Source organism: uncultured Chitinophaga sp. (assembly GCF_902168175.1).
Taxonomy (GTDB): domain Bacteria; phylum Bacteroidota; class Bacteroidia; order Chitinophagales; family Chitinophagaceae; genus Chitinophaga.
In genome coordinates this window covers 1-21,526 of the sequence record NZ_CABHOU010000034.1, presented here as the reverse complement: position 1 = coordinate 21,526, position 21,526 = coordinate 1, and the positions used below count along the sequence as shown (strand labels likewise).

17 protein-coding genes are annotated in these 21,526 nt (G+C 47.7%); 9 read left to right on the top strand and 8 right to left on the bottom strand.

Translation table 11 applies throughout. From position 1 onward, the window contains the following. Positions 1-61: 61 nt before the first annotated feature. The 4 genes from QZT80_RS07350 to QZT80_RS07335 all read right to left on the bottom strand — a co-directional run bounded on the left by QZT80_RS07350 (position 62) and on the right by QZT80_RS07335 (position 4,300). Positions 62-1,294, bottom strand: a complete 1,233-nt coding sequence (locus QZT80_RS07350; RefSeq protein ID WP_295119883.1) for a PQQ-dependent sugar dehydrogenase — start codon at positions 1,292-1,294, stop codon at positions 62-64. A 128-nt stretch (positions 1,295-1,422) separates the two neighbouring features. Next, positions 1,423-2,622: an NO-inducible flavohemoprotein gene (hmpA, locus tag QZT80_RS07345; RefSeq protein WP_295119881.1), complete on the bottom strand. Its 1,200-nt coding sequence runs from the start codon at positions 2,620-2,622 to the stop codon at positions 1,423-1,425. A 70-nt stretch (positions 2,623-2,692) separates the two neighbouring features. After that, on the bottom strand, positions 2,693-3,130 hold the full coding sequence (locus tag QZT80_RS07340) for an Rrf2 family transcriptional regulator (RefSeq protein ID WP_295119878.1): 438 nt from the start codon (positions 3,128-3,130) through the stop codon (positions 2,693-2,695). Between the two features lie 159 nt (positions 3,131-3,289). Beyond that, complete coding sequence (locus QZT80_RS07335) at positions 3,290-4,300, bottom strand: DUF3089 domain-containing protein (RefSeq protein ID WP_295119876.1); 1,011 nt, start codon at positions 4,298-4,300, stop codon at positions 3,290-3,292. A gap of 211 nt (positions 4,301-4,511) precedes the next feature. Here QZT80_RS07335 and QZT80_RS07330 point away from each other — a divergent pair, with 211 nt between their 5' ends. Beyond that, positions 4,512-5,795, top strand: coding sequence for an amidohydrolase family protein (locus tag QZT80_RS07330; protein ID WP_295119874.1), 1,284 nt, complete (start codon positions 4,512-4,514; stop codon positions 5,793-5,795). Positions 5,796-5,831: 36 nt separating this feature from the next. Continuing rightward, positions 5,832-6,449 (top strand): tetratricopeptide repeat protein, encoded by a 618-nt coding sequence (locus QZT80_RS07325; protein WP_295119871.1) that lies wholly within the window; start codon positions 5,832-5,834, stop codon positions 6,447-6,449. Positions 6,450-6,599: 150 nt separating this feature from the next. On the opposite strand, the gene QZT80_RS07320 is transcribed toward QZT80_RS07325, so the two are convergent. The 4 genes from QZT80_RS07320 to QZT80_RS07305 form a co-directional block, all read right to left on the bottom strand. Next, positions 6,600-8,306, bottom strand: coding sequence for a RagB/SusD family nutrient uptake outer membrane protein (locus QZT80_RS07320; protein ID WP_295119868.1), 1,707 nt, complete (start codon positions 8,304-8,306; stop codon positions 6,600-6,602). Positions 8,307-8,325: 19 nt separating this feature from the next. Further along, a complete protein-coding gene (locus tag QZT80_RS07315) occupies positions 8,326-11,334 on the bottom strand; it encodes a TonB-dependent receptor (RefSeq protein ID WP_295119865.1) in 3,009 nt (1,002 codons plus the stop codon). Positions 11,335-11,982: 648 nt separating this feature from the next. After that, positions 11,983-12,888, bottom strand: coding sequence for an AraC family transcriptional regulator (locus QZT80_RS07310; RefSeq protein WP_295119862.1), 906 nt, complete (start codon positions 12,886-12,888; stop codon positions 11,983-11,985). A gap of 74 nt (positions 12,889-12,962) precedes the next feature. After that, complete coding sequence (locus QZT80_RS07305; RefSeq protein ID WP_295119859.1) at positions 12,963-13,757, bottom strand: SDR family oxidoreductase; 795 nt, start codon at positions 13,755-13,757, stop codon at positions 12,963-12,965. A gap of 241 nt (positions 13,758-13,998) precedes the next feature. Here QZT80_RS07305 and QZT80_RS07300 point away from each other — a divergent pair, with 241 nt between their 5' ends. The 7 genes from QZT80_RS07300 to QZT80_RS07270 all read left to right on the top strand — a co-directional run. Further along, positions 13,999-14,685 carry a DUF1345 domain-containing protein gene (locus tag QZT80_RS07300; RefSeq protein ID WP_295119856.1) on the top strand — a complete coding sequence of 229 codons (687 nt, stop codon included), beginning with the start codon at positions 13,999-14,001 and terminating at the stop codon, positions 14,683-14,685. A 60-nt stretch (positions 14,686-14,745) separates the two neighbouring features. Then, on the top strand, positions 14,746-15,639 hold the full coding sequence (locus tag QZT80_RS07295; RefSeq protein ID WP_295119854.1) for a DUF4349 domain-containing protein: 894 nt from the start codon (positions 14,746-14,748) through the stop codon (positions 15,637-15,639). Between the two features lie 179 nt (positions 15,640-15,818). After that, a complete protein-coding gene (locus tag QZT80_RS07290) occupies positions 15,819-17,207 on the top strand; it encodes a mercuric reductase (RefSeq protein WP_295119851.1) in 1,389 nt (462 codons plus the stop codon). Positions 17,208-17,215: 8 nt separating this feature from the next. Next, positions 17,216-17,956, top strand: coding sequence for an ABC transporter ATP-binding protein (locus QZT80_RS07285; RefSeq protein WP_295119848.1), 741 nt, complete (start codon positions 17,216-17,218; stop codon positions 17,954-17,956). 8 nt (positions 17,957-17,964) lie between these two features. Then, complete coding sequence (locus tag QZT80_RS07280; protein ID WP_295119847.1) at positions 17,965-19,533, top strand: ABC transporter permease/substrate-binding protein; 1,569 nt, start codon at positions 17,965-17,967, stop codon at positions 19,531-19,533. Beyond that, positions 19,530-20,678, top strand: a complete 1,149-nt coding sequence (gene egtB, locus QZT80_RS07275) for an ergothioneine biosynthesis protein EgtB (RefSeq protein ID WP_295119843.1) — start codon at positions 19,530-19,532, stop codon at positions 20,676-20,678. Before QZT80_RS07280 ends, egtB begins: the two co-directional genes overlap by 4 nt. Positions 20,679-20,691: 13 nt before the next feature. Then, on the top strand, positions 20,692-21,526 hold an 835-nt coding region (locus tag QZT80_RS07270; protein ID WP_295119841.1), incomplete at its 3' end, for an L-histidine N(alpha)-methyltransferase.

The following is a 21,526-nucleotide window of genomic DNA, read 5'->3' as shown; positions in this document are numbered from 1 at the left end:
GAAAAAAGCCAGCAGCGTTCACGCTACTGGCTTCGAAAATTGTTTATGTTATGCTTTCATTTTATTTGCCCTTAGCCGCTATACGGATCAGTTTACCGTTATCGGTTACTGTATACAACGCGCCGTCTTTACCTTCTGTAATATCGCGGAAACGTTGTTTCTGATCAACCAGCAAACGTTCTTCGCCCACCACTTTATTATTCTCTATCACGAGCCTGGCGATATGCGTACTGCTAAGTCCGGAGATGAACAGGTTATTTTTCCACTCTCCGATGCCTGCACCACTGTAAAAGGTAATACCGCTGGGCGAAAGCACAGGGTCCCAATAGTAAACGGGTTGTTCAAGTCCTTCTTTTTGCTGGATACTGTCGCCCACTTTTTTACCGCTATACTCAAGTCCGTAAGTGATGGTTGGCCAGCCGTAGTTTTTACCTGCTTCAACACGGTTCAGTTCATCGCCTCCCCTTGGACCAAATTCAGTTTCCCACAAATCGCCTGTAGCCGGGTGAAAAGCGAGGCCCTGCACGTTACGGTGACCATAAGAGAACAACTCGGGCCTTGCGTCTTTATTACCTTCAAAAGGATTGCCTGCTGCAGGTTTACCTTCTTTGGTGATGCATACTATTTTTCCCAGGCCGGATTTGAGGTCCTGTGCCTGTGGCCTTGTTTCCAAATCGGAGCGTTCGCCAGTGCTTACCAGCAGGTTGCCGGACTTATCCATCAGGATGCGGCCTCCGTAGTGTAAGGTCCCTTTATAAGCAGGTGTGGCCTGGTATATAACAGAAGCACCTTCTATCTTCGTTTCATCAGCCGAAAGCTTGCCTGTAGCTACTGCAGTCAGATTGCCTTCTGGTAACTTTTGTGAAAACACCCAATACAAAGTTCTGTTGCTGGCAAATTCAGGATCTACTAATATACCCAGCAGGCCACCTTGTCCGTCAGGATTTACGGCTGGCAGGCCGGTAATCGCTGCACTCACCTTTCCTTCGGCAGTAGCGATTTTCAGCGTACCTTCTTTTTCGGTAATGATCAGTCGTCCGTCTGGCAAACTGGCTATACCCCAGGGCCTTTGCAGGCTGCTATCGAGTACCTTCACATCATAAGCCGCGCTGGTTTTAACACCGGCTACACGGGTTTGTCCTTCGAAGGCAGGTTTGTAAGTGGTATTTGCCTCGGCAGTTTCCACCGGCGGCAGTGTATCAGTAGAGGCAACGCCTACCTGCTTTGGGGCAGAATTGCAGGCGAACAGTGCCGGGATGATTCCCATCAGAAAAAGAGGAGCCAATTTTTTCATATCAGTAACAGATTATCTGCGAATATAAAATTTATAAGGCGTACCTACAACCTCCGGTAAAGGCTTAATGATGGACGGTGCCCTTTATAGTAAAAAAGATGCCGCATTACGCGGCATCCGATTCTATCTTAGTTTAGCAATAACGAAGCTGGCCCAAATTCCTCGAAGTGAATATCTGCACGATCGATACCCCGGCCGGTCAGGTAGTCGAAGTGTTTCCTGATAAATGCAGCCGGGCCGCAGATGTAGTATTTGGCATTCTCTGCCAGCACTTCATCTCCCAACCTATTCAGCTCCACCATACCTGTATAAACCGCGTCCTGCAAAGGATGTTGATCATAGAAAAAGTGTTCGCGTATATTTTCATATTGGCCCGACCACTTGGCTACCTGGCTATGAAACGCATGCACATCTTTACTACGACAGCCATGAATCCAGGTTACAGGCTGTTGGTGGCCTTTCTGCACAAGGCTTTCCAGCATACTGATCAGCGGTGTTTGGCCTACGCCACCACTGATAAATACCACAGGCTGATCGTCGCCGGCGTTGAATACGAAGCTGCCTGCCGGTGCAGACGCCTCTATTACATCTCCCACTTTCACAAAATCATGTAGCCTGTTACTGATCATACCATCCGGGTGTTTACTGCCTTTTTCTTTTTTAACAGAGATACGATAGTACTCGCCGTTGGGTGCCGCTGAAAGACTGTACTGCCTTGGTTGCAGCAAATTAATTTCAGGAAGGAACAAACGTACGCTCAGGTATTGTCCGGGTGTAAAGTCGGCAATAGGGCCATTGTCAGATGGGCTTAGGTAAAAGGAAGTGATCTCATCCGACTCCCGCACTTTCCTCTTCACCACGAAAGGCCTCCAGCCCGTCCAACCGCCACTTTTGGCCGTTTGTGCGCTATACAGCGTTTGCTCGTGCCCCGACATGATACCCGCCAGTTGCAGGTAAGCTACCTTCCAGGCATCCAGCAGTTCCGGTGTAGCGGCTTCGCCCAGCACTTCACCAATAGAGGCCAGCAGGTGTTTACCAACAATCGCATAATGTTCAGGACGAATATCCAGGCTGGTATGCTTTTGCCCGATGCTGTCGATTACAGGCATCAGTACACCCGGATTGTCGATATGTTCGGCGTACGCGAGTACCGCCATGGCCAGTGCCGTTTGTTGCTTGCTGTTCTGCTGGTTGCCCATATTGAACATATGCTTCACTTCAGGATTATGCGTAAACATTCGCTTATAAAAATGGCTTGTCAATAACACGCCATGTTCCCTGAGGACAGGTACTGTAGCTTTCACCAACTCTTTCTGTGCTGTAGTCATGATCTTTTACTTTTACATAGATTAATATAATAAGACCTTTTTATCCTTTATTAAGATAAAAAAATGGAAATCACTTTTTAAGGGTAAGATGCCCGAGTAGCAAATCCTTATTGAATTGTCCGATGGTAGTTGTGTGCAGCATCTGTGTAATCTGGTTCCTGATTTTCTTAAACTCCTTGTGCAGCGGACAAGGATTCGTTTCCGAACAATGAGCAAGCCCCATCCCGCATCCGCTAAAGATCTCCTCTCCGTCGAGAGCCGTAACAATATCGGCAAGTGGGCGCTTCAGGCATATCTCATCGATGTAAAAGCCGCCATTCGGCCCCTTTACAGATTGTATAAGACCTTTACGGCTTAACTCCTGCAGTATCTTCGCCAGAAAAGGTTCCGGCGAATCAATTTGTTCTGCGATCTCTTTAATCCCCACCCTTGAGCCGTCGATAGTACGGTGAGCGATATAAAATACCGCACGCATCGCATATTCGCATGTCTTAGAAAAAACGCCCATTGAGTGGTGATTGTTTGTGAAACAAAGATAAGGGGGAATAATTAAATAAAAGAGTTTTTTATCTTTTTATATGGATTGAAAGCTATGAACAAGGGGGGCACTTTCTTTAAATAAACTCATCCGATTTTTCAATCTAAAAATGTGCTGAGCGGCCACATACTAACGTTTTGCCGCCATAAACGCATTAACCCTTATTGCTACATTTTCGCGCACATTCAGGTAAAAAAGGTTTAGATCAAACAGATGCAAATTGCCCAGTGCCATGGCTAACCTGGCAATGCCGGGCATCCCAAGGTTCAGTTCATTATAACCCTTTACCCATACTACATGATATTTTTCATGCACCCTTACCCTTATATCGCTGTTCACCTTTTTCTGCAAGTTTTTGTCCGGAGCGCCTTTGTAAGCGGCCTTTTCCGACCACTCATTTCCGGGAGTCCAGGTAATAGGGTTTACACATAACGCACCTTCTGCCGTTTCCTTATCGCCCTTACCTATTCTATCCTTTTCATAAGTACGCCAGGTAAGCACACAACCTGTTTGCGCAGGAGCAGTACCTGGTGGAATGTGTTTAAAATCATCCTGCCCGATGCGCCAGCCCACAAGGTAGGCACATACCAATTGCTTTTGCAGGGGTTTACCGTCTAAAAAGTCCTGTAACAGCCTGATACCGTGCATGGCACCCTGGCTGTGGGCGGCTATAATGATCGGGCGGCCGTGGTTATAGTGATCGAGGTAATACCTGAAAGCCATTTTCAGATCGCTGTAAGCTGTATCGAACGCAGCGGATCCCGCCTCGCCCTGTTGGAAATAAGCTTTCAGGTGCGCCTGCCGGTAAAAAGGTGCGAACACCCGCGCATGTTGGTTAAAGATGCTGGCCTGTAGTTTTATGATTTGTCTTTCGGTGAGCTGATTCAGTTCCTCATCATCCACATCTGCATTGAGTGGCGACTTCCTGAAGTTTTGGACGAAACTGGTGGGATGCAGGAAAAATACATCTACAGCGGTATCGCGTAATTCATTTTTCAGGAAAACAAGTACGCTGTCCGAGGCATCCAGCTTCCGGGGGTGAGCGGCCCAGTATTTAAGGTTTCTGTAATCGGGAGCGTGCTGCGCATATGTTGGTTGCCAGAGCGAAAGGAACAGGATGATAATAAGCCAGTACTTCATGAACACTGATGTTTTCCTTATGTACGTGGCAATTATCGTGCAGGGATTAGGGGAAGATAAAATCGCCTTACCCGTATTATTATAGTCCGTTAAAAATACCTTCAGTGTGGGAAACCAGAAAAATATCCTTCTCTTAATTTAGCTTAGTTATAATGAGCAGAAAATATTTTCTATCTTAAACATCTAATTATTAAACCGTTAATCATATTCCATGTTAGCTAGGATACTACCTTTTGTTGCTTTATGCCTGATCACTATTTCCGCATCGGCCCAAAAACCGGCCATACTGATAAAGGCCGGACGCCTGTACGATGCTGAAAAGAACGTTTTTACCAATAACCAACAAGTGCTGATAGAAGGCAGTAAGATAAAAGCCGTTGGCCCCGACCTGCAGGTGCCTGCCGGCACAACGGTTCTGGATATGCCCGGGGCAACCCTTACTCCCGGCCTTATAGACGCTCATACGCACCTGTTATTGATGCAACGTGCGTCTGAAAACCTGGCGGTAGACGCGTTCCTTAATTCGCCGGAACGCAGGGTGTTACGTGCGGCAAGCTTCGCCCGGTCTTACCTCGAATCTGGCTTTACTGCCATCCGTGACCTGGGCAACTCTGGCTACTACCTCGATCTCGAAGTGGCCAGTGCTATTAACCGTGGTTACATACCAGGGCCAAAAATGTGGTGTTCCGGCCCTATACTAAGTGCTATCGACGGCCAGTTTTACCAGTTGCCTTATGCGGACAGGGTACGTGTCGCAGAAAAAGAATACCGGCTGATAAGAGGGGAAGAAGATGCGGTACAGGCAGTGAAAGAACATGTAAACAACTCCGTGAACGTAATAAAAGTAGTGGCTTTCGGTGAACGCATGGGCGTTACGCTGGCCGAACTAAAAGCGATCGTTAAAACTGCGCATGAGCAACATCTGCCGGTAACGGCGCACAGCACTGGCGGCGAAAGTCTTAATATGGCGATAGAAGCCGGGGTAGATGGAATTGAACATGCCTATTACATTGCTGATTCGCTCTTAGCCAAAATGAAGCGTAAAGGTATTTACATGGTGCCCACCGATCCTTCATTCCAAAGCGTGATAGAAGCACAGAAAAGCCAGAATATAACCATTTTCGATACTGCGGGAATCCGCAAAGAATTATCACCGCTTTCCGAAAGGCTGCTTCGTGCCCATAAGGCCGGCGTTAAGATAGTAGCAGGCTCCGACGCTTATACAGAACTGCAAATTTCCCGTGGCGACGCGGCTAAACAAACCATACAGGCGTATGTAGAAGAAGGCCTCTCCGCAGCCGATGCTTTAAAAGCAGCTACCATTAACGCCGCGGAAGCGCTGGGACAAAAAGGAAATATGGGCGTTATTAAACCCGGCGCCACCGCAGACATAGCCATTTTCGGAGGCGACCTGGAAAAAAACTTCTCCAAGACCCTGTTTAATGTAAGCATGGTGATCAAAGACGGGAAAATCGTGTATACAAAGGAGAAGTAATACTGTTCGTATATTCGCCTTACAAAATAATTGATCGTGCCCGTTAAACTTAGCAAAGCCGAACAGGAAGAATACTTTCAATACGCCCATCAGCTGGCGTTTGCAAAGAAATCCAAAGAAAAAGACTGGCCACTGATCTTTAGCAGCTGGATGGAAGCAGCCAGCGCAGGGCACATACGGGCGCAGTTTTATACAGGCGTGTGTTACGATGGTGGTCTTGGAGTAGAACAAGACCCCGAACAGGCATTCGCCTGGTTTATGAAAGCAGCCAAACAAGGGCACATGCAGGCGCAGGGCAATGTGGCAGTATTTTACCGCAACGGAGAAGTGGTGGAGCAAGATCATAAAAAATCGGTACACTGGCTGAAGCTGGCTGCAGCCCAGGGTGAGCTGGAAGCACAGGCCGATTTAGGCTTTGCATATTTTTATGGGCGGGGAATTAAGCAGGATAGCGAAAAGGCTGCATACTGGTATAAAAAGGCCGCCAAAAAAGACCATGTCATGGCTCAATACAACCTGGCACTATGTTACGAATACGGACATGGCGTAGCACAATCCGACCGCTGGGCAAAGCATTACTATCAATTATCGGCAAAAGGCGGTCATGAAAGCGCCAAAGTAAAAATGAAGCAGAAGCGCTGGAAGGGCAAATGATCTGATTCGACATAAAAAAAGGGCGGTTCTCATCGAACCGCCCTTTTTTTATGTCGGCTTATTACTTATTTTTTTGTAGGCCCCCAAAAGCAAAGCCCGTCAGCAAATGCTAACGGGCTTTGAATTACCAGACGTGGATGTCAGGTTATATTACCATTCAGGGTTTTGTTTCAGATTTGGATTACGGAGGGTTTCATCCTGCGTGATCGGGATCATGTACATACGTGGAGCAAAAGGCCGGTCTTCTACTTTCACTATTTCGTAAGTGAAAGTACCGTCTCCGTTTTTAGTAGATTTCATACCCCAGAGTATTGGTTCTGTTTCAGCGGCAATTTTCCAGCGGCGAACGTCCCAGAAGCGATGCCCCTCGAAGGCCAACTCTATTCTTCTTTCATGACGTACAGCATCACGCATTTGTTCTTTCGTCATAGAGCCTGCCAGGAAAGGTTTTACGCCTGCGCGTACACGTACTGCATTAATGGCATCGTATACACTGGCATCGGGCGTAGCTAATACTTCATTTTGCGCTTCGGCGTAGTTAAGATAAAACTCTGCAAGACGGTAGATGATGCTGTGAATTTGCCTGGAGGTTTGACCGATGGTCGCGCTTTCATTATTGAGTTTACGCATGGCATAACCGGTACGGCTATGGTCAGTATTGTTACTCATTTCATCTTTACCGCCTAACCAGAATTCCATTTTACGGCCTTTGAACGTAGCGTCGTTATACAGGATATCTGTATAGAAACGAGGATCGCGGCCCACGAAAGGTTGTGCAGGATTATATCCGGAGCCGGTAGCCGAAGGTATAAGGCTGGTCGCCTGCATTTCGTAATCACCCGCAAGGTTCTGCGAAGGCGATACGCCCGACCATCCACCGCTGCCAAACGGGAAGGTGTACTGATCAAATCCCTGGTCGTCATCGCGCATACGCATCCAGATTACTTCTCTCGATTGAAGCGCTCTGGTCCTGTAAATATCCTGGCGGGCAGGGAGTGTTGGTTCCAAGATGTAAACCGGGGCACCACCTTCATCTTTAAAATCAAGCAGCGCTTTGGCAGCCGCAGCGGCCGCTTCCCATTTCGCAGGATCACTGGCGGTTTTATCGATAGTGATATCTCCTTTATAATCGGTTTTGCCGGCTATAGCCCACAGCGGACTCGCAGCATATAACGTCATCCTGGATTTAAGCGCCAGTGTCACGCCTTTCGTCACCCTTCCCACATCAATATCTTTGTTGACAGATGGTAACAGGCGGTAGGCCGAATCACAATCCTTTATCACCTGCGCCAGGCAGCTGTCGTAGGTTGTGCGGGCACCGTTGAGCGTTACTACATCGTCGATAGCAATGGTTTTGGTAATGATAAGCACACCGCCAAACTGTTTCATCAGTTCCGACAGGAAGAAAGCGCGGAGGAAAAACACTTCGCCCCTTCTCCTTGACAAAGCGCCAATGTTGTTAGGATCATCCGGCGTACCATATTTCTCTATCCCTTCCAGGATGGAATTTGCCTGGCGGATGGCCACATAACAATCCCTCCAGGAGTTACCGATCGGGTTATCGTTACCGGACCAGGAACCAGCATTAAAACGGAAACTATTCATCCAGGTAGATGCATCTTTACCTTCATCGGCGGCAGAAGCCAGCATGGAGTTGCCACCTACATAACGGAGTACGCGGGGGGTACGGGAATAAAGGTTACTTATTACCTGGTCTGTAACTGCGAAGTTGGAGAAGATATCCTTATCCTGTTGTTGAGTAGTAGCTGCTCGGTCGAGAAAGCCTTTATCACAGGCCGTTCCCAACGTCATTACTGCCACCCCTATCATTATATTATTGAAAATATGTCGTTTCATCTTTGGTCTGTTTTAAGGTTTAGAAGGTCACGTTAACGCCCGCGTTATAAATACGCTGAAGTGGGTACATGGCACCGTTGCCATCACCAATTTCAGGGTCTACGTCGAAGTCGGACAGTTTATCCCAGGTAATGAGGTTCATACCATTTACATATATGCGTGCTCCTTTCATTCTTGCTTTTCTTACCAGCGCTTTGGGGAAGGTATAACCGAGTTCCATGTTTTTCAACCTGGTATAAGCAGCACTTCTTATCCAGAAGTCAGATGCACGGTGGTTATTTTCGTTCTTGCCGAGATGCAGACGAGGGTAAGTAGCCGTAGAAGCAGTTGCCGGTGTCCAGCGGTTGAGGTGCAAAGCTTTCACCTTTCCTTCCTGGAAGAATTCATACGCCGCTTCGTTATCAAGACGTACATCCGCACGGGCAGCACCCTGCATGAGAACGGAAAGATCGATACCGTTCCAACCCACCTGTATAGTTGCACCATACATCAGTTCAGGCGTCCTGTTAAAGCCAATCGCCGTTTCATCAAATGCGTCTACAACATTATCGCCATTCAGGTCTTTGTACTTGATATCGCCAGGCAATACGGTGCCCGAAAACCTTTGCTGCGGACTTTTGGTAACATCAGCCGGATCTACAAAGAAACCATCGTACAACAGGCCGAACTTGGTACCCACCGGGTGGCCTGTCCTCCGCATCCATGAATAGGCACGCGGTTGTTCGTCGTACTCAAGAATTTTGTTTCTGGCAAAAACCATATTAGGCTTGATGGCATAAGAAAATTTGCCGAACGTCATCTGATGAACGACTTCCAGATCGATGCCTCTGTTTACAACAACACCCAGGTTTTGCGGTTTTACGCTCTGCCCGAATACATCTGTAAGGGTGTTACGTGTAGCCAGGATATCATTCCTCTTTTCGTGGAACACATCTACAGTAATGCCTAATGCATCTTTAAAGAATTTAGTTTCGAGACCGATGTTCGCTTTTCGACCGCGTTCCCACGTAACATCAGGGTTACCAATGGCGCCCTGTGCCCAACCATTAGCCTGGGTTACGCTGGTACCGAAATAATACTGAGTGGCACCCGCCCAGCTGGTGAACCAGAGGAAACGCTCCGATCCGATGTTATCATTACCTACTTCTCCGTATGAACCACGCACTTTAAGATATCCAATCTTGTCATTTCCTTTCAGGAAAGGCTCTTCAGACAATACCCAACCGGCAGATACTGCCGGGAACAGGCCATAACGGCGTCCCTTCGGGAAGTTCTCAGAACCATTGTAAGCGGCGCTCACTTCGAAGAGATAACGCAGATCATAGTTGTATGTCATCCTGGCCATCATGGATTGTTTTGCGTACGGGATGCGCGAGTTGATCACATCTTTCTGACGATTGGCCATGATCATACCTGTAACTGAATGTTTACCGAACTGACGGTCATAGTTGACAGATACCTCACCATAAATACGCCTGCTATGGTCCTGGTAACCCAATGATCCATTAGGGTCGATCTTCGTATCGGCTCCATAAGTTTGGTACCCGGTGATTTGTCCGTTGGTATACAATGGCATATACACGGCATAGTTACGGCCGTAAGTCGTTACCGGACGGAAAGTATTGTCAAACGACATTGCTCCGCGTACCGATAATCCCTTCACCCAAAAATCTAGTTTCTGTTTTACCGAGAATGTTCCCTGTATGGTACTGTTATAGTAAACCTGGTAGCCTTTGCTGGTTACCTCTCCGTAAATATTTTGCGTGTAGGTACCGTTTCCAAACAGCGAACCGTTGGGATTGAATATCGGATATACAGGCGGCATACGGTTAGCGAGGTTCATAATAGTTCCTGCAGATGTATTAGGCGCATTTCTGGTTGCCAGCAATCCGGCGATATCAAGCCCTACGGTCGTAGATTTAGTGATATCCACATCTACGTTAGCGCGGAGATTGTAACGGCTTTGCACAGAGTTGGTGTTGTTACCCTCCGGGTTATCTTTCACGAATTTATAGTTGCCTGCAGCCCTGCCGTAGCCGGCTGAAATATAGTAACGCACACCAGGCTGGCCGCCTGTGATGTTAACGTTAGCCGCGCTCTGAGGCGAGCCTTGCATGATGAAATCGTAGAAATTAGTATTGGGCAAAGTCCCGTTTTTAAACCCTTCCAGTTGTGCCTCACTATAAGGGGCCGTAGCGCCGGGATTGTCGTTCAGCGTAGCCTCGTTACGTAACCTGGCATAATCGTAGGAACCTAAATAGTTAGGAAGAATGGTAGGTTCCTGGTAGCCACCCTGCATCGTAGCACTTACCGATGGTGCGCCAACGGCACCACGTTTAGTGGTAACCAACACCACGCCATTGGCGCCTCTCATACCGAAAACCGCTGTGGACGCTGCATCCTTCAAAATGCTGAAAGTGGCCACGTCATTAGGATCTACATAATCGATGGGGCGCTCCACACCATCTACAATGATGATGGGGCTTGCGTTACCATTGGTGGCTATACCGCGGATTAACAGCGCCGAGCCATCCACACCAGGCTCACCACTACGCTGCGTGGTAATCAAACCAGGAAGGCGGCCTGCGAGTGCATTCGTTAAGTTTGATACAGGGCTCTGCAAAAGCTCCTTTGTAGCTACAGAAGAGATCGCACCCGTTACGGTTACTTTTTTCTGTTGACCGTAACCTACGATCACCACGTCCTGTAAAGAGTTGGAAGACGCATCCAGTCTTACCGTGAGGTTATCGCCGGTAATAGCAACTTCCCTTTTTGAAAAACCCAGGTAGGTGAATACCAGTGTTGTGCTGGCTACTGGCGCGCTAAGTATATACACACCTTCGGCATTTGTTTGAGTACCAATTTTGGTGCCCTGTACCTGCACCGTTACTCCGGGCAACGCCTGCCCGGTGCTATCTATTACCTTACCAGTAACAGTTTTTGTTTGAGAGAAAACGGGAATGGCGCTTAAGTGCACAACGAGGCACATCACCACCACCCGTAGAATGAGTGTAATTGTTCTACTCATGACATTGTTTTTTGGTTATAAATAGGAAAAGCGATTTGTCTTAATAAAGTGGCGCAGTAAATATTTCGGAAAGGAAATGTGCCGTTTCATACGCTGGAACCTTTGTCACACAATCCTTTCCCAAAGCTCAGTACATAGCTCCGCCACAACGATTACTTCATCGTCTTTTTTAATTCCATTAAATTCTGCAGATCAGGCAATACAAATCTACCTCTCCTTCCGGAGCAGCATCAATAACGCGTTTTCGCCTGTTTGCGTAAGATAAATGGGCGCAAAAAGCCCATGGGGCATATCAACTTCCTTTCTTGAAGTCATATTACCCTAGCAATACGTCACTTTTTTGATTTGGTTACAAAAACGATTTAGCAAATGCGATATACGATGTCTTAATTGGTTAAGATTTGGTTAAAAAACCGATTTAGCTAAATCATTGAACGTTTAGATTAATTTCCCATAAATAATACCAGTCTGTTAGTTTGATTTTTTGTTTTGAGGATCTGTGGAATTAAACAATCTTACTACGCAATTATAATCTTCGCCTATAAAATTAGAATATATTTTAAGGAAACAAAAGAGTTTGTTAAATTTTCTTGTTATCGCTGTTATTCTCACTGCAGTGGACCTCCGCTGGATAAGTTTAATACCGTATTAACTCAACGACTGCCGAAAGGCCCCGGGAGAGGTGTTCGTTTTACGTCTGAATATCTTACTAAACGATTGCGGGTGTTCGAAGCCAAGGAGATAGGCTATTTCGGATACGGATAACCTGGTGGCACCAAGTATTTCTTTGGCCTTATCAATGAGTTTATTGTGAATGTGTTGTTGGGCGTTTTGTCCAGTTAACGACCGCAGCATATCACTGAGGTAACGGGGCGATACGTTTAAGCGATCGGACAGGTATTGAACGGTGGGCAGGCCGTGCGTAAGGCCCTTCTCCTGGTTGAAGTAGTCGGATAAGATAGTTTCGAGCTGTATGAGTAAGTCGTGGTTAGCGGATTTACGTGTGATAAACTGGCGGTTATAAAAGCGATTGCTGTAATTAAGTAACAGTTCAATATATGATACGATTACATCCTGGCTGTAGTGGTCAATCGGATGATGTAGCTCTTCTTCTATGCTCTCCATTACATTTATTATGGTTTTGCGCTCTTGAGCGGATAAGTGCAGGGCTTCATTGGCAGCGTAAGAAAAGAAGCCATAATTTTTAATGGTTTTGCCCAATGGATAAGTTCGCAGGAAATCGGGATGTATAAGCAGTGTAAGTCCTTCGTAATTCCCACCAGCACCATCTTCAGCAATTACCTGGTTGGGCGCGATGAACGAAAGTCCACCTTCATCGAAGTCGTAATGCTGCTGCCCATACTTCACTTTACCGGTAAAATATTTTTTATAGGATACTTTATACAGATTCAACACCATCGACTGCGATATCTCACTCGTATCGGCAGTTATATCTTTATAATTGGTGATACTCACTAACGGGTGCATCGGCTTGGGCAAACCCAACACCTTATACAATGCAGCGATGGAATCGAATACGTAAGGCGGCTTCATCCATAATTATTTTAAGCATGAAAATCCCTTTTGGCGGGACTTTCATGCGAATTTACCAAATTAAAGTTCAATGCTTAGGGCCTTAGGCGCTCAGCCATTTCTATCCTGTATGCCTCTGTTCCTATCTCCAACCTGTGTTTAACATTGCGTACAGCGTCTTCACCGGCTATATAACACAGCTGGTCTTTACCGTCCGTAGCGGCTTCCCAAACCGATAAGGCTATTATTTCCGGATCGGTAAATGTGATCAGCCCTTCCGCAAACACTTCTCCCATTTTTTTCATTAATTGATCGTAATCAGGATGAGGGGCCACTTCCATCACGTTCATGTAATTACTTTTAATACCGCCAGGGGCTACTGTTTTGATTCCGATATTAAATTGAGCCAATTCGTAGTGCATGCACTCGCTCCAGCCCTCCAGCGCAAACTTGGTAGCATTATAAACAGTGGAAAGCGGGTTGGATGTAAGGCCACAAACGGATGTGGTGGTAATGAATAAGCCACTCCCCTTCTGCCGGAAATAAGGGATAAAGGCTTTCGTTACACGTATCACGCCTGTGAAATTCGTGTTGATCTGCGCGGTGATCTGCTCGTCCGTACAAGCCTCCAGCGCCCCCACAAGGCCATACCCTGCATTATTAAACACTACATCTACGCCTATCTTCATTGCTTCCACTGCCGTTTCCGCGATCTGCGTTGGGTTTGTTACATCCAGCGGTAGCAGGATCACATTCGGCAGCAGTTGCAACTCCTTTTCTTTCGATGGATCACGCATGGTAGCGATTACACGCCAGCCTTTTTGCTGGAACAACAGAGCGGTTGCTTTGCCGAGGCCGGCAGATGCGCCGGTAATAAGGATCGTTTTCATAACTCAAAGATCGGACGGGCGACAGTGGCGGACGGCGCCAAATGGGTGTTTGTTGTAGCCAAACTGACGAAAAGCGCGAGTACGAACTGAAGCTGCCGGTACGGAAGAGGTAACCTCTTTCTAAAGTAGTGAATTATTAGGAGGGATACTGCTCACCAATTTACTTGACTATTCCCGCAACGCTACTTTACAAACAATTTCGCCAGAAATCCTATCTTCAGCCTAACAAAACCGCAGCACCATGCCTACCACCGGCAGCAAATCCGCCTTCATTCGCCTGTTACTTAAAATGTCGCCTGCGCACCGCGTACTCGCAAGTATTGTACCTGTGATCATTGCATTCCTGGCGCTCGCGCAACTGGACTTGAAACCGCTGGTGTTTGCGATCATACTTTGGGATACATTTGCGGTGTTTTATCTCGTGATCAGCTGGCTCATTTTCTTTCACCGCGATACGGACGAAATCAGAAAGCTCGCCAGGATAGACGATGGCAGCAGGGTGTTCATTTCTTTTATATTGATACTGGCCTCTCTGGCCAGCATGTTCACCGTTACCTTGCTTATACTCTCAGGCAATGCGGGGGAAGCATGGGTATATGTACCGGCAGCGATCTGCGGCATCCTGGCTTCGTGGGCCATGGTGCATTCTACCTACACAACGCACTATGCCCATCTTTTTTATGACGATGACGAGGAAGACAGTACACATCATGCTGCGGGCCTTGATTTCCCAAAGGAGAAAAAACCGGACTATCTTGATTTTGCTTACTTCGCCTTCGTAATAGGCATGACCTTCCAGGTGTCGGACGTTGCCATTGAGTCGAGGCATATACGAAGAGTGGCACTGGCACATGGATTACTTTCATTCGCCCTCAATACTTTTATAGTGGCCCTTACCATTAACCTGATTGCCGGGCTAAAAAATTGACCGTCCCTTATGTAAATTCTGCCGACAGGCATCTTATAGCTCAAGCAACACTCATCCCTCATGCAAACTTTATTCAAAACCCGTTTCCGGCGGCTAGCTCTATGGGCGGCTGCCGCGTTTATTATCATGTTTTTGTTCCGGCTGTTATATGGTTATGCTTACCAGGGCGTGGGCGGTAGCGACTTAAACCTTACCTCCGACTATTTTGATGGCCTCAGTAATCTGCGGAGGAACTATGCTTCGGAGAAATTATCGCTGAAAGAAAGCGGGGCGGTACGCCTCGAGGGCAGTCCTAACCCGCCATCCAACCAGAAATATGAAAAAACGGCGTCGCTTCGTTCTCAGTCTGCTGATTTTGAGAACGACGCCCGTAAAATCAGGCAGGCTACGGAATCGTTTAGAGCCATCGTGCAATATGAACAGGCGATGGGCTTAAAAGGTAAAAGAGAATTACACCTGATGATAGGCGTAAATCCTGCGGCCTTCGATTCCTTTTACATGGCCATGCAAAAGATAGGCGATATTAAAGCCAATGAAATTACGAAGGTGGACAAAACGAATGAGTACCGCCAACTGAACGCCAAAAAGGCATCGCTGGAAAAAACGCTCGCTTCTTTGATGGAATTGAAATCACGGGGTGGCGGCGCCATTTCTGACCTAGTAGGACTGCATGATAAAATCATGGAGATAGAGAGCCTGATGCAGGAGTTGGGGGTTGAATTGGGCAACTTCAATACGGAGAACGAGTTTTGTACCGTGAAACTCTCCATTTATGAGGGCAAACCTGCTGCAACAAAAGATGTAAGCTTTATGCAACGTGCCAAAGTAGCGCTGGAATGGACACTTAAATGGTACCTGGTGCTGATGGCGGCAATCGCGTTCGCGTCGCTCAGCATTCTTTTTATCATCTACATAGCAGATAAACTAAAAATTATCTCCCTGAAAAAAGATTAACCTGCCTACCGGGCCGCCTCAAAAAGGCGGCCCTTTTTCCTCTTAACCCAACCTTTTACCCCACTTTAGAGTATATATACAACAAAAACCGTTTTTAAATCATTGTTAATCGCCGTACATGCTCCCAACTTAGGGGCTGATTTTCATTTAACGGCATAAAGTATGTGGGTATCAGGCATATGAAAAAATACGACGTCATCATTATAGGAAGCGGACAGGCGGGTGTGCCGCTGGCCAAAAAGCTGGCAAAGATGGGTAAACAAACAGCCATCATCGAAAAACGCTGGCCGGGCGGCACCTGTGTAAACGATGGTTGCACACCAAGTAAAGCGCTTATCGGTGATGCCAGGCTGGCCTACATGGCCCGGCAGGCGGAACGCATCGGCTTGAAGAGTGAGGGAGAAGTAGATATCAATATATTGATCGACCGAAAAACTAAAATTGTGGAGAATGCCCGTAACGGCATTTACAAATCGCTGCGCGAAATTCCCAACCTCAACCTGATGATGGGCACGGCGACCTTTACCGGTGAAAAGGAATTGCGCGTCGATTATGTGAGCGGCAATATGGAATTTATTACCGCCGATCTCATTTTTATCAATACAGGCGCACACGCGCAAATACCCGACATTCCCGGCATCAAAGAAGCAGGATATCTTACGGCTACGTCTATCATGGAGCTGCGCAGCATTCCGGAACATTTGGTTATATTAGGAGCAGGATACATTGCGCTGGAGTTTGGCCAACTGTTTCGCAGGCTGGGTAGTAAAGTGACCATCCTGGAAAAAAGGGAAAGAATTTTAATTAAAGAAGATGAAGATGTGGCAAATGAACTAGGCACGATATTGGAAGAAGACGGCGCCGGGGTCATTACAAATGTGCAGGTAGAAAAAGTGGCGCGAACACCGGGCGGGCAGACTGTTATCACCATCAGTAATCAAGAAGGTGAACAGCAAATCTCTTGTTCACATTGGCTCATTGCCGCCGGACGCGTCCCCAATACGGCAGAATTAAATCTTGCCAAAGCCGGTATAGAAACCGACGACAAAGGTTATATTAAAACCGACGACAAACTCCAGACAACAGCCCCGGGCATTTACGCCCTGGGCGATGTGAAAGGCGGTGCAGCCTTTACGCATGTAGCCTACAACGATCATCTTTTAGTACTTAAAAATTTATTCGAAGAAGGGAACCTCAGCGCGCATAACCGCCTTATCCCCTACTGCATGTTTACTGATCCGGAACTGGGCCGTGTGGGCATGACGGAACAGGAAGCGCGGGAAAAGGGGTTCCGGGTAAAGGTGGCTAAACTGCAAATGGACCAATCGGCCCGCGGTGTAGAAAGTGGTGAAACCAGGGGCTTTATGAAAGCGGTGGTAGACGAATACTCAGGACAGATACTGGGTGCCGCCATTATCGCCCACAACGGGGGCGAAATTGTGTCGGTATTACAAATGGCCATGTTGGGCGGTATTACGTACGAAACCATCCGCAATATGATGTTCGCTCACCCCACCTTCTCCGAATCGCTGAATAACTTATTTATGACGCTCGATAAAAAATCCTGATAACACACATGATCAACGCATCGCATCTTATTAAAAAGTTTGGGAATACTATTGCGGTGCAGGATGTGTCGTTTCATGTAGCCGAAGGTGAGAACCTGGTGTTGCTCGGCACCAGCGGTTGTGGAAAAACTACTACACTCCGTATGATCAACCGGCTAACCGAACCTACTTCGGGTAAAATAATGGTAAATGGGGCAGATGTGGAAACCATGCAACCGGAAACACTCCGGCGCGGCATCGGCTACGTGATGCAGCAAAACGGCCTTTTCCCCCATTATACGGTAGAGGAGAACATCGCCATCGTTCCCTCGCTGCTGAAATGGGACAAGGAAAAGATAAAAGAGCGGGTGAAAAGCCTGCTGGCTAAACTGAATCTTTCGTACGTGGAACATGCACACATGTTTCCGCACGAGCTCAGCGGCGGCCAGCAGCAACGTGTAGGCCTGGCAAGGGCGCTGGCTGCCGATCCACCGGTGCTATTGATGGACGAACCCTTTGGTGCGCTGGACCCGATTAACCGGCAGAAAATACGAAAGGACTTCAGCGAGCTGGACGAATTTAAACGCAAAACTATCGTTATGGTTACGCACGATATACAGGAGGCTTTTGAACTGGCCGACCGTATTTGCCTGATGGACAAAGGGAAGATCGTACAACTGGGAACGCCACGCGAGCTGCGCGACAACCCGGCCAATGAATTTGTAAGCGCTTTTGTAAAGGGGCAGTACCTGCAACCCGACTTAAAATAATTTCGCCTATGCAAGGCTTTTTAGACTTCCTGCTGTCGCAACGGGATAAACTATTCCAACAGACGATATCTCATATCAACCTCACAATTATATCTGTGCTGGTGGCTATTATTGTGGGCGTACCGCTGGGTATACTCATTGCCCGCAGGAAGCGGCTGGCCGGTGCCATACTGGGGGTGGCCGGCGTATTGCAAACCATCCCGAGCATTGCACTGCTGGGTTTCATGATACCTTTACTGGGCATTGGGCCCAAACCTGCGATTACCGCACTTTTCCTTTACGCATTGTTGCCCATCATCCGGAACACTTATACTGGTATTACCGGGGTAGATGCTACTGTTAAGGAAGCAGCACGCGCCATGGGCATGAGTAAAAACCAGGTATTATTTAAGGTGGAGTTGCCGCTTTCTATGCCCGTGCTTATTGCGGGCATACGTACCGCCACCGTCATCAATGTAGGCGTAGCCACGCTGGCAGCTTATATTGCCGCGGGCGGACTGGGAGAATTCATTTTCGGCGGTATTGCCCTTAACAATACCAATATGATACTGGCAGGTGCCATACCGGCCGCCCTGCTGGCCCTGCTGTTCGATTTCATACTCTCTCGGGTACAAAAGGCCAACTGGCGGAAATACAAATTAAAACTGGGACTGGCGGGTTTATTGCTATGCTCTGTTGCAGGTTATTCCATGTTGCCATCGGCAGGCAGCAGCAAACTACTCGCAGGCTTTACGCCAGAGTTTATGGGCAGGATGGATGGAGACCTGGGATTGAAAAAGTATTACGGACTTAAAATTCCCACGGTAGTGATAAGCGATGCAGTGATGTACCAGGCCATGTACGAAGGCAAACTGGATGTGGTGAGCGGCTACAGCACCGATGGCCGTATACGCGCCTATGATCTTAGCATCCTGGAAGACGATAAACACATCTTCCCCCCTTATTATTGTGCCCCGCTTGTACGCAACAATACGTTACAAACCTACCCCGAACTGGCGGGCGCACTGCAACTGCTCAACGGCCGCATCAACGATTCGGTCATGACTTTTCTCAACTACAAAGCCGATTATCTTCACCAAACACCGGAACAGGTTGCGAAAGATTTTTTGCAGGAGCAGGGTTTATTAAAACCTTCGCGTCATGGAAAAAAGGGGGTGATAAGAATTGGATCAAAAATATTTACCGAGCAGTATATTCTTTGCGAAATGTACAAACTGCTGATAGAAGGTAATACCGACCTCGCTGTATCGTCCAAAACAGGAATGGGCGGTACTAAAATTTGCTTCGACGCTTTACGCAACGACCAGATAGATTTTTATCCCGAGTACACCGGTACAGGTTTACTCGTAATTTTACAACCTGCTGAGCATGTAACAGCGGGACTAATGAAGGACAAAGACCGTACTTACGAGTATGTAAAACAACAGTTCGATACTCAGTACCAGCTGCAATGGCTGCCTCCCATCGGTTTCAATAATGCTTATGCGTTAATGATGCGAAAAGGAACGGCCACACAGCTGCAAATCAACAGCATATCGGACCTTACCAGTTACCTGACACAAAAACGGAAGCCATGAGCCTTACCGCAAAATATTTAAAGACGAGAAAACATACAGAAAACATTTGCAGTCCGCTGCATACGGAGGATTACGTGGTACAACCAATAGCAGATGTGAGTCCGCCCAAATGGCACCTTGGCCACACCACCTGGTTTTTTGAAACGCTGATACTGAAGCCAAACTTAAAAGGCTACCAGGAATTTAATCCAGACTTCGCCTTTGTATTTAACAGTTACTACGAAAGTTTAGGCGCCCGTGTAATACGCACGCAACGCGGTAACCTGAGTCGCCCCACCGTAAACGAAGTATACCAGTACCGAGTGTATGTAGATGAAGCGATGCAGCAATTACTGTCCACCCCCATCAGCTCCGAACTGGAAACACTGATCGTACTGGGTTGCAACCACGAAGAACAACACCAGGAGTTATTGTGGACAGATATAAAATACATACTTGGCAATAATCCTTTGTTACCAGCGTATGAAGAGGCGCACCCCAGCGCTTACGCAGCACCGCAGCCGGCATCGTACACCCACATCAAAGCAGGGGTGTACCAGATAGGTTATACGGGCAGCGACTTTTGTTATGATAATGAGCTGGGCGTACACCAGGTATATTTACAGGAAGCCGAAATTTCGAATCAGCTGGTAACAAACGGTGAGTACCTCGAGTTTTTAAACATCGGCGGTTACAAACAGTTTGAGCACTGGCATGCAGAAGCATGGGACTGGGTGAAAAATAACGCGGTTACCTCGCCTATGTACTGGTACCAGATAGACGGGCAGTGGCAGTCGTATACGATGCACGGGCTTAAAAGACTTGATCTCAACGAACCCGTGAGTCACATCAGCTACTACGAAGCCGCCGCCTATGCCGCCTGGAAAGGTATGCGCCTGCCCACAGAGTTCGAATGGGAAGTCGCTTCGGGTAGCTTCGACTGGGGACTGCGCTGGGAATGGACGGAGAGCGCTTACCTGCCCTACCCCGGTTTTGCCCGTGTGCCCGGCCCTGTAGGCGAGTACAATGGTAAATTCATGGTGAACCAGAAAGTGCTTCGCGGCGCATCTGCCTTTACACCACCCAACCATAGCCGAAACACTTACCGTAACTTTTTTCATCCGCACCTGCGCTGGCAATTGACCGGCATCAGGCTTGCGCGGTAATAAAACTATTCTTATGAGAACACTTACCTTAGTGCAGCAACCACCCGTAGTAAAAAAGCCAGAGGATAGCTTTTACAACGATGTGGTGCGCGGCCTTACCGCCGAACATAAACACCTCGACTCCAAATACTTTTACGATGCAGCGGGCGACGCGCTGTTCCAGCAGATCATGCAGTGCCCTGAGTATTACCTCACCGGGTGTGAGCAGGAGATCCTTGCCAGGCAGAGCCGCGACATGGCACGTACGCTCTGCGCGCTTTGTTCCACCTTTGATGTAGTAGAACTGGGTGCCGGAGACGCTTCTAAAACCACACTGCTGCTGCGCGAAATACTGGATATGGGACTGGATTATACCTACTTCCCCATCGACATTTCAGGCAGTATGATCAGCTACCTGGAGAAAACGCTGCCCCGGCAGTTGCCGGGTCTGCGTGTACAGGGGCTTAACGGCGAGTACATCGACATGCTGAAACAATCTAAACAACTTACGCCTAAAAAGAGGGTGGTGTTGTTTATGGGCGCCAGCATTGGCAATGTGCCTCCTGCCGAAGCTGCCATCTTCCTTAAAAAGATAAGAGAGCAACTGCTACCAGGCGATATACTGATTACCGGGTTCGACTTAAAGAAACACCCGCCCACTGTACTGGCAGCCTATAACGACGCAGCCGGCATTACAAAGGAGTTTAACCTGAACCTGCTACGCCGCGCCAATCGGGAACTTGGCGCCGATTTCGACACCCATAAATTCGAACACTACCCTACTTACGATCCAGGTACCGGTAGTTGTAAAAGTTACCTGGTAAGCAGCGAGGAGCAGGAAGTGCATATTGGCGACACCTGCATTCACT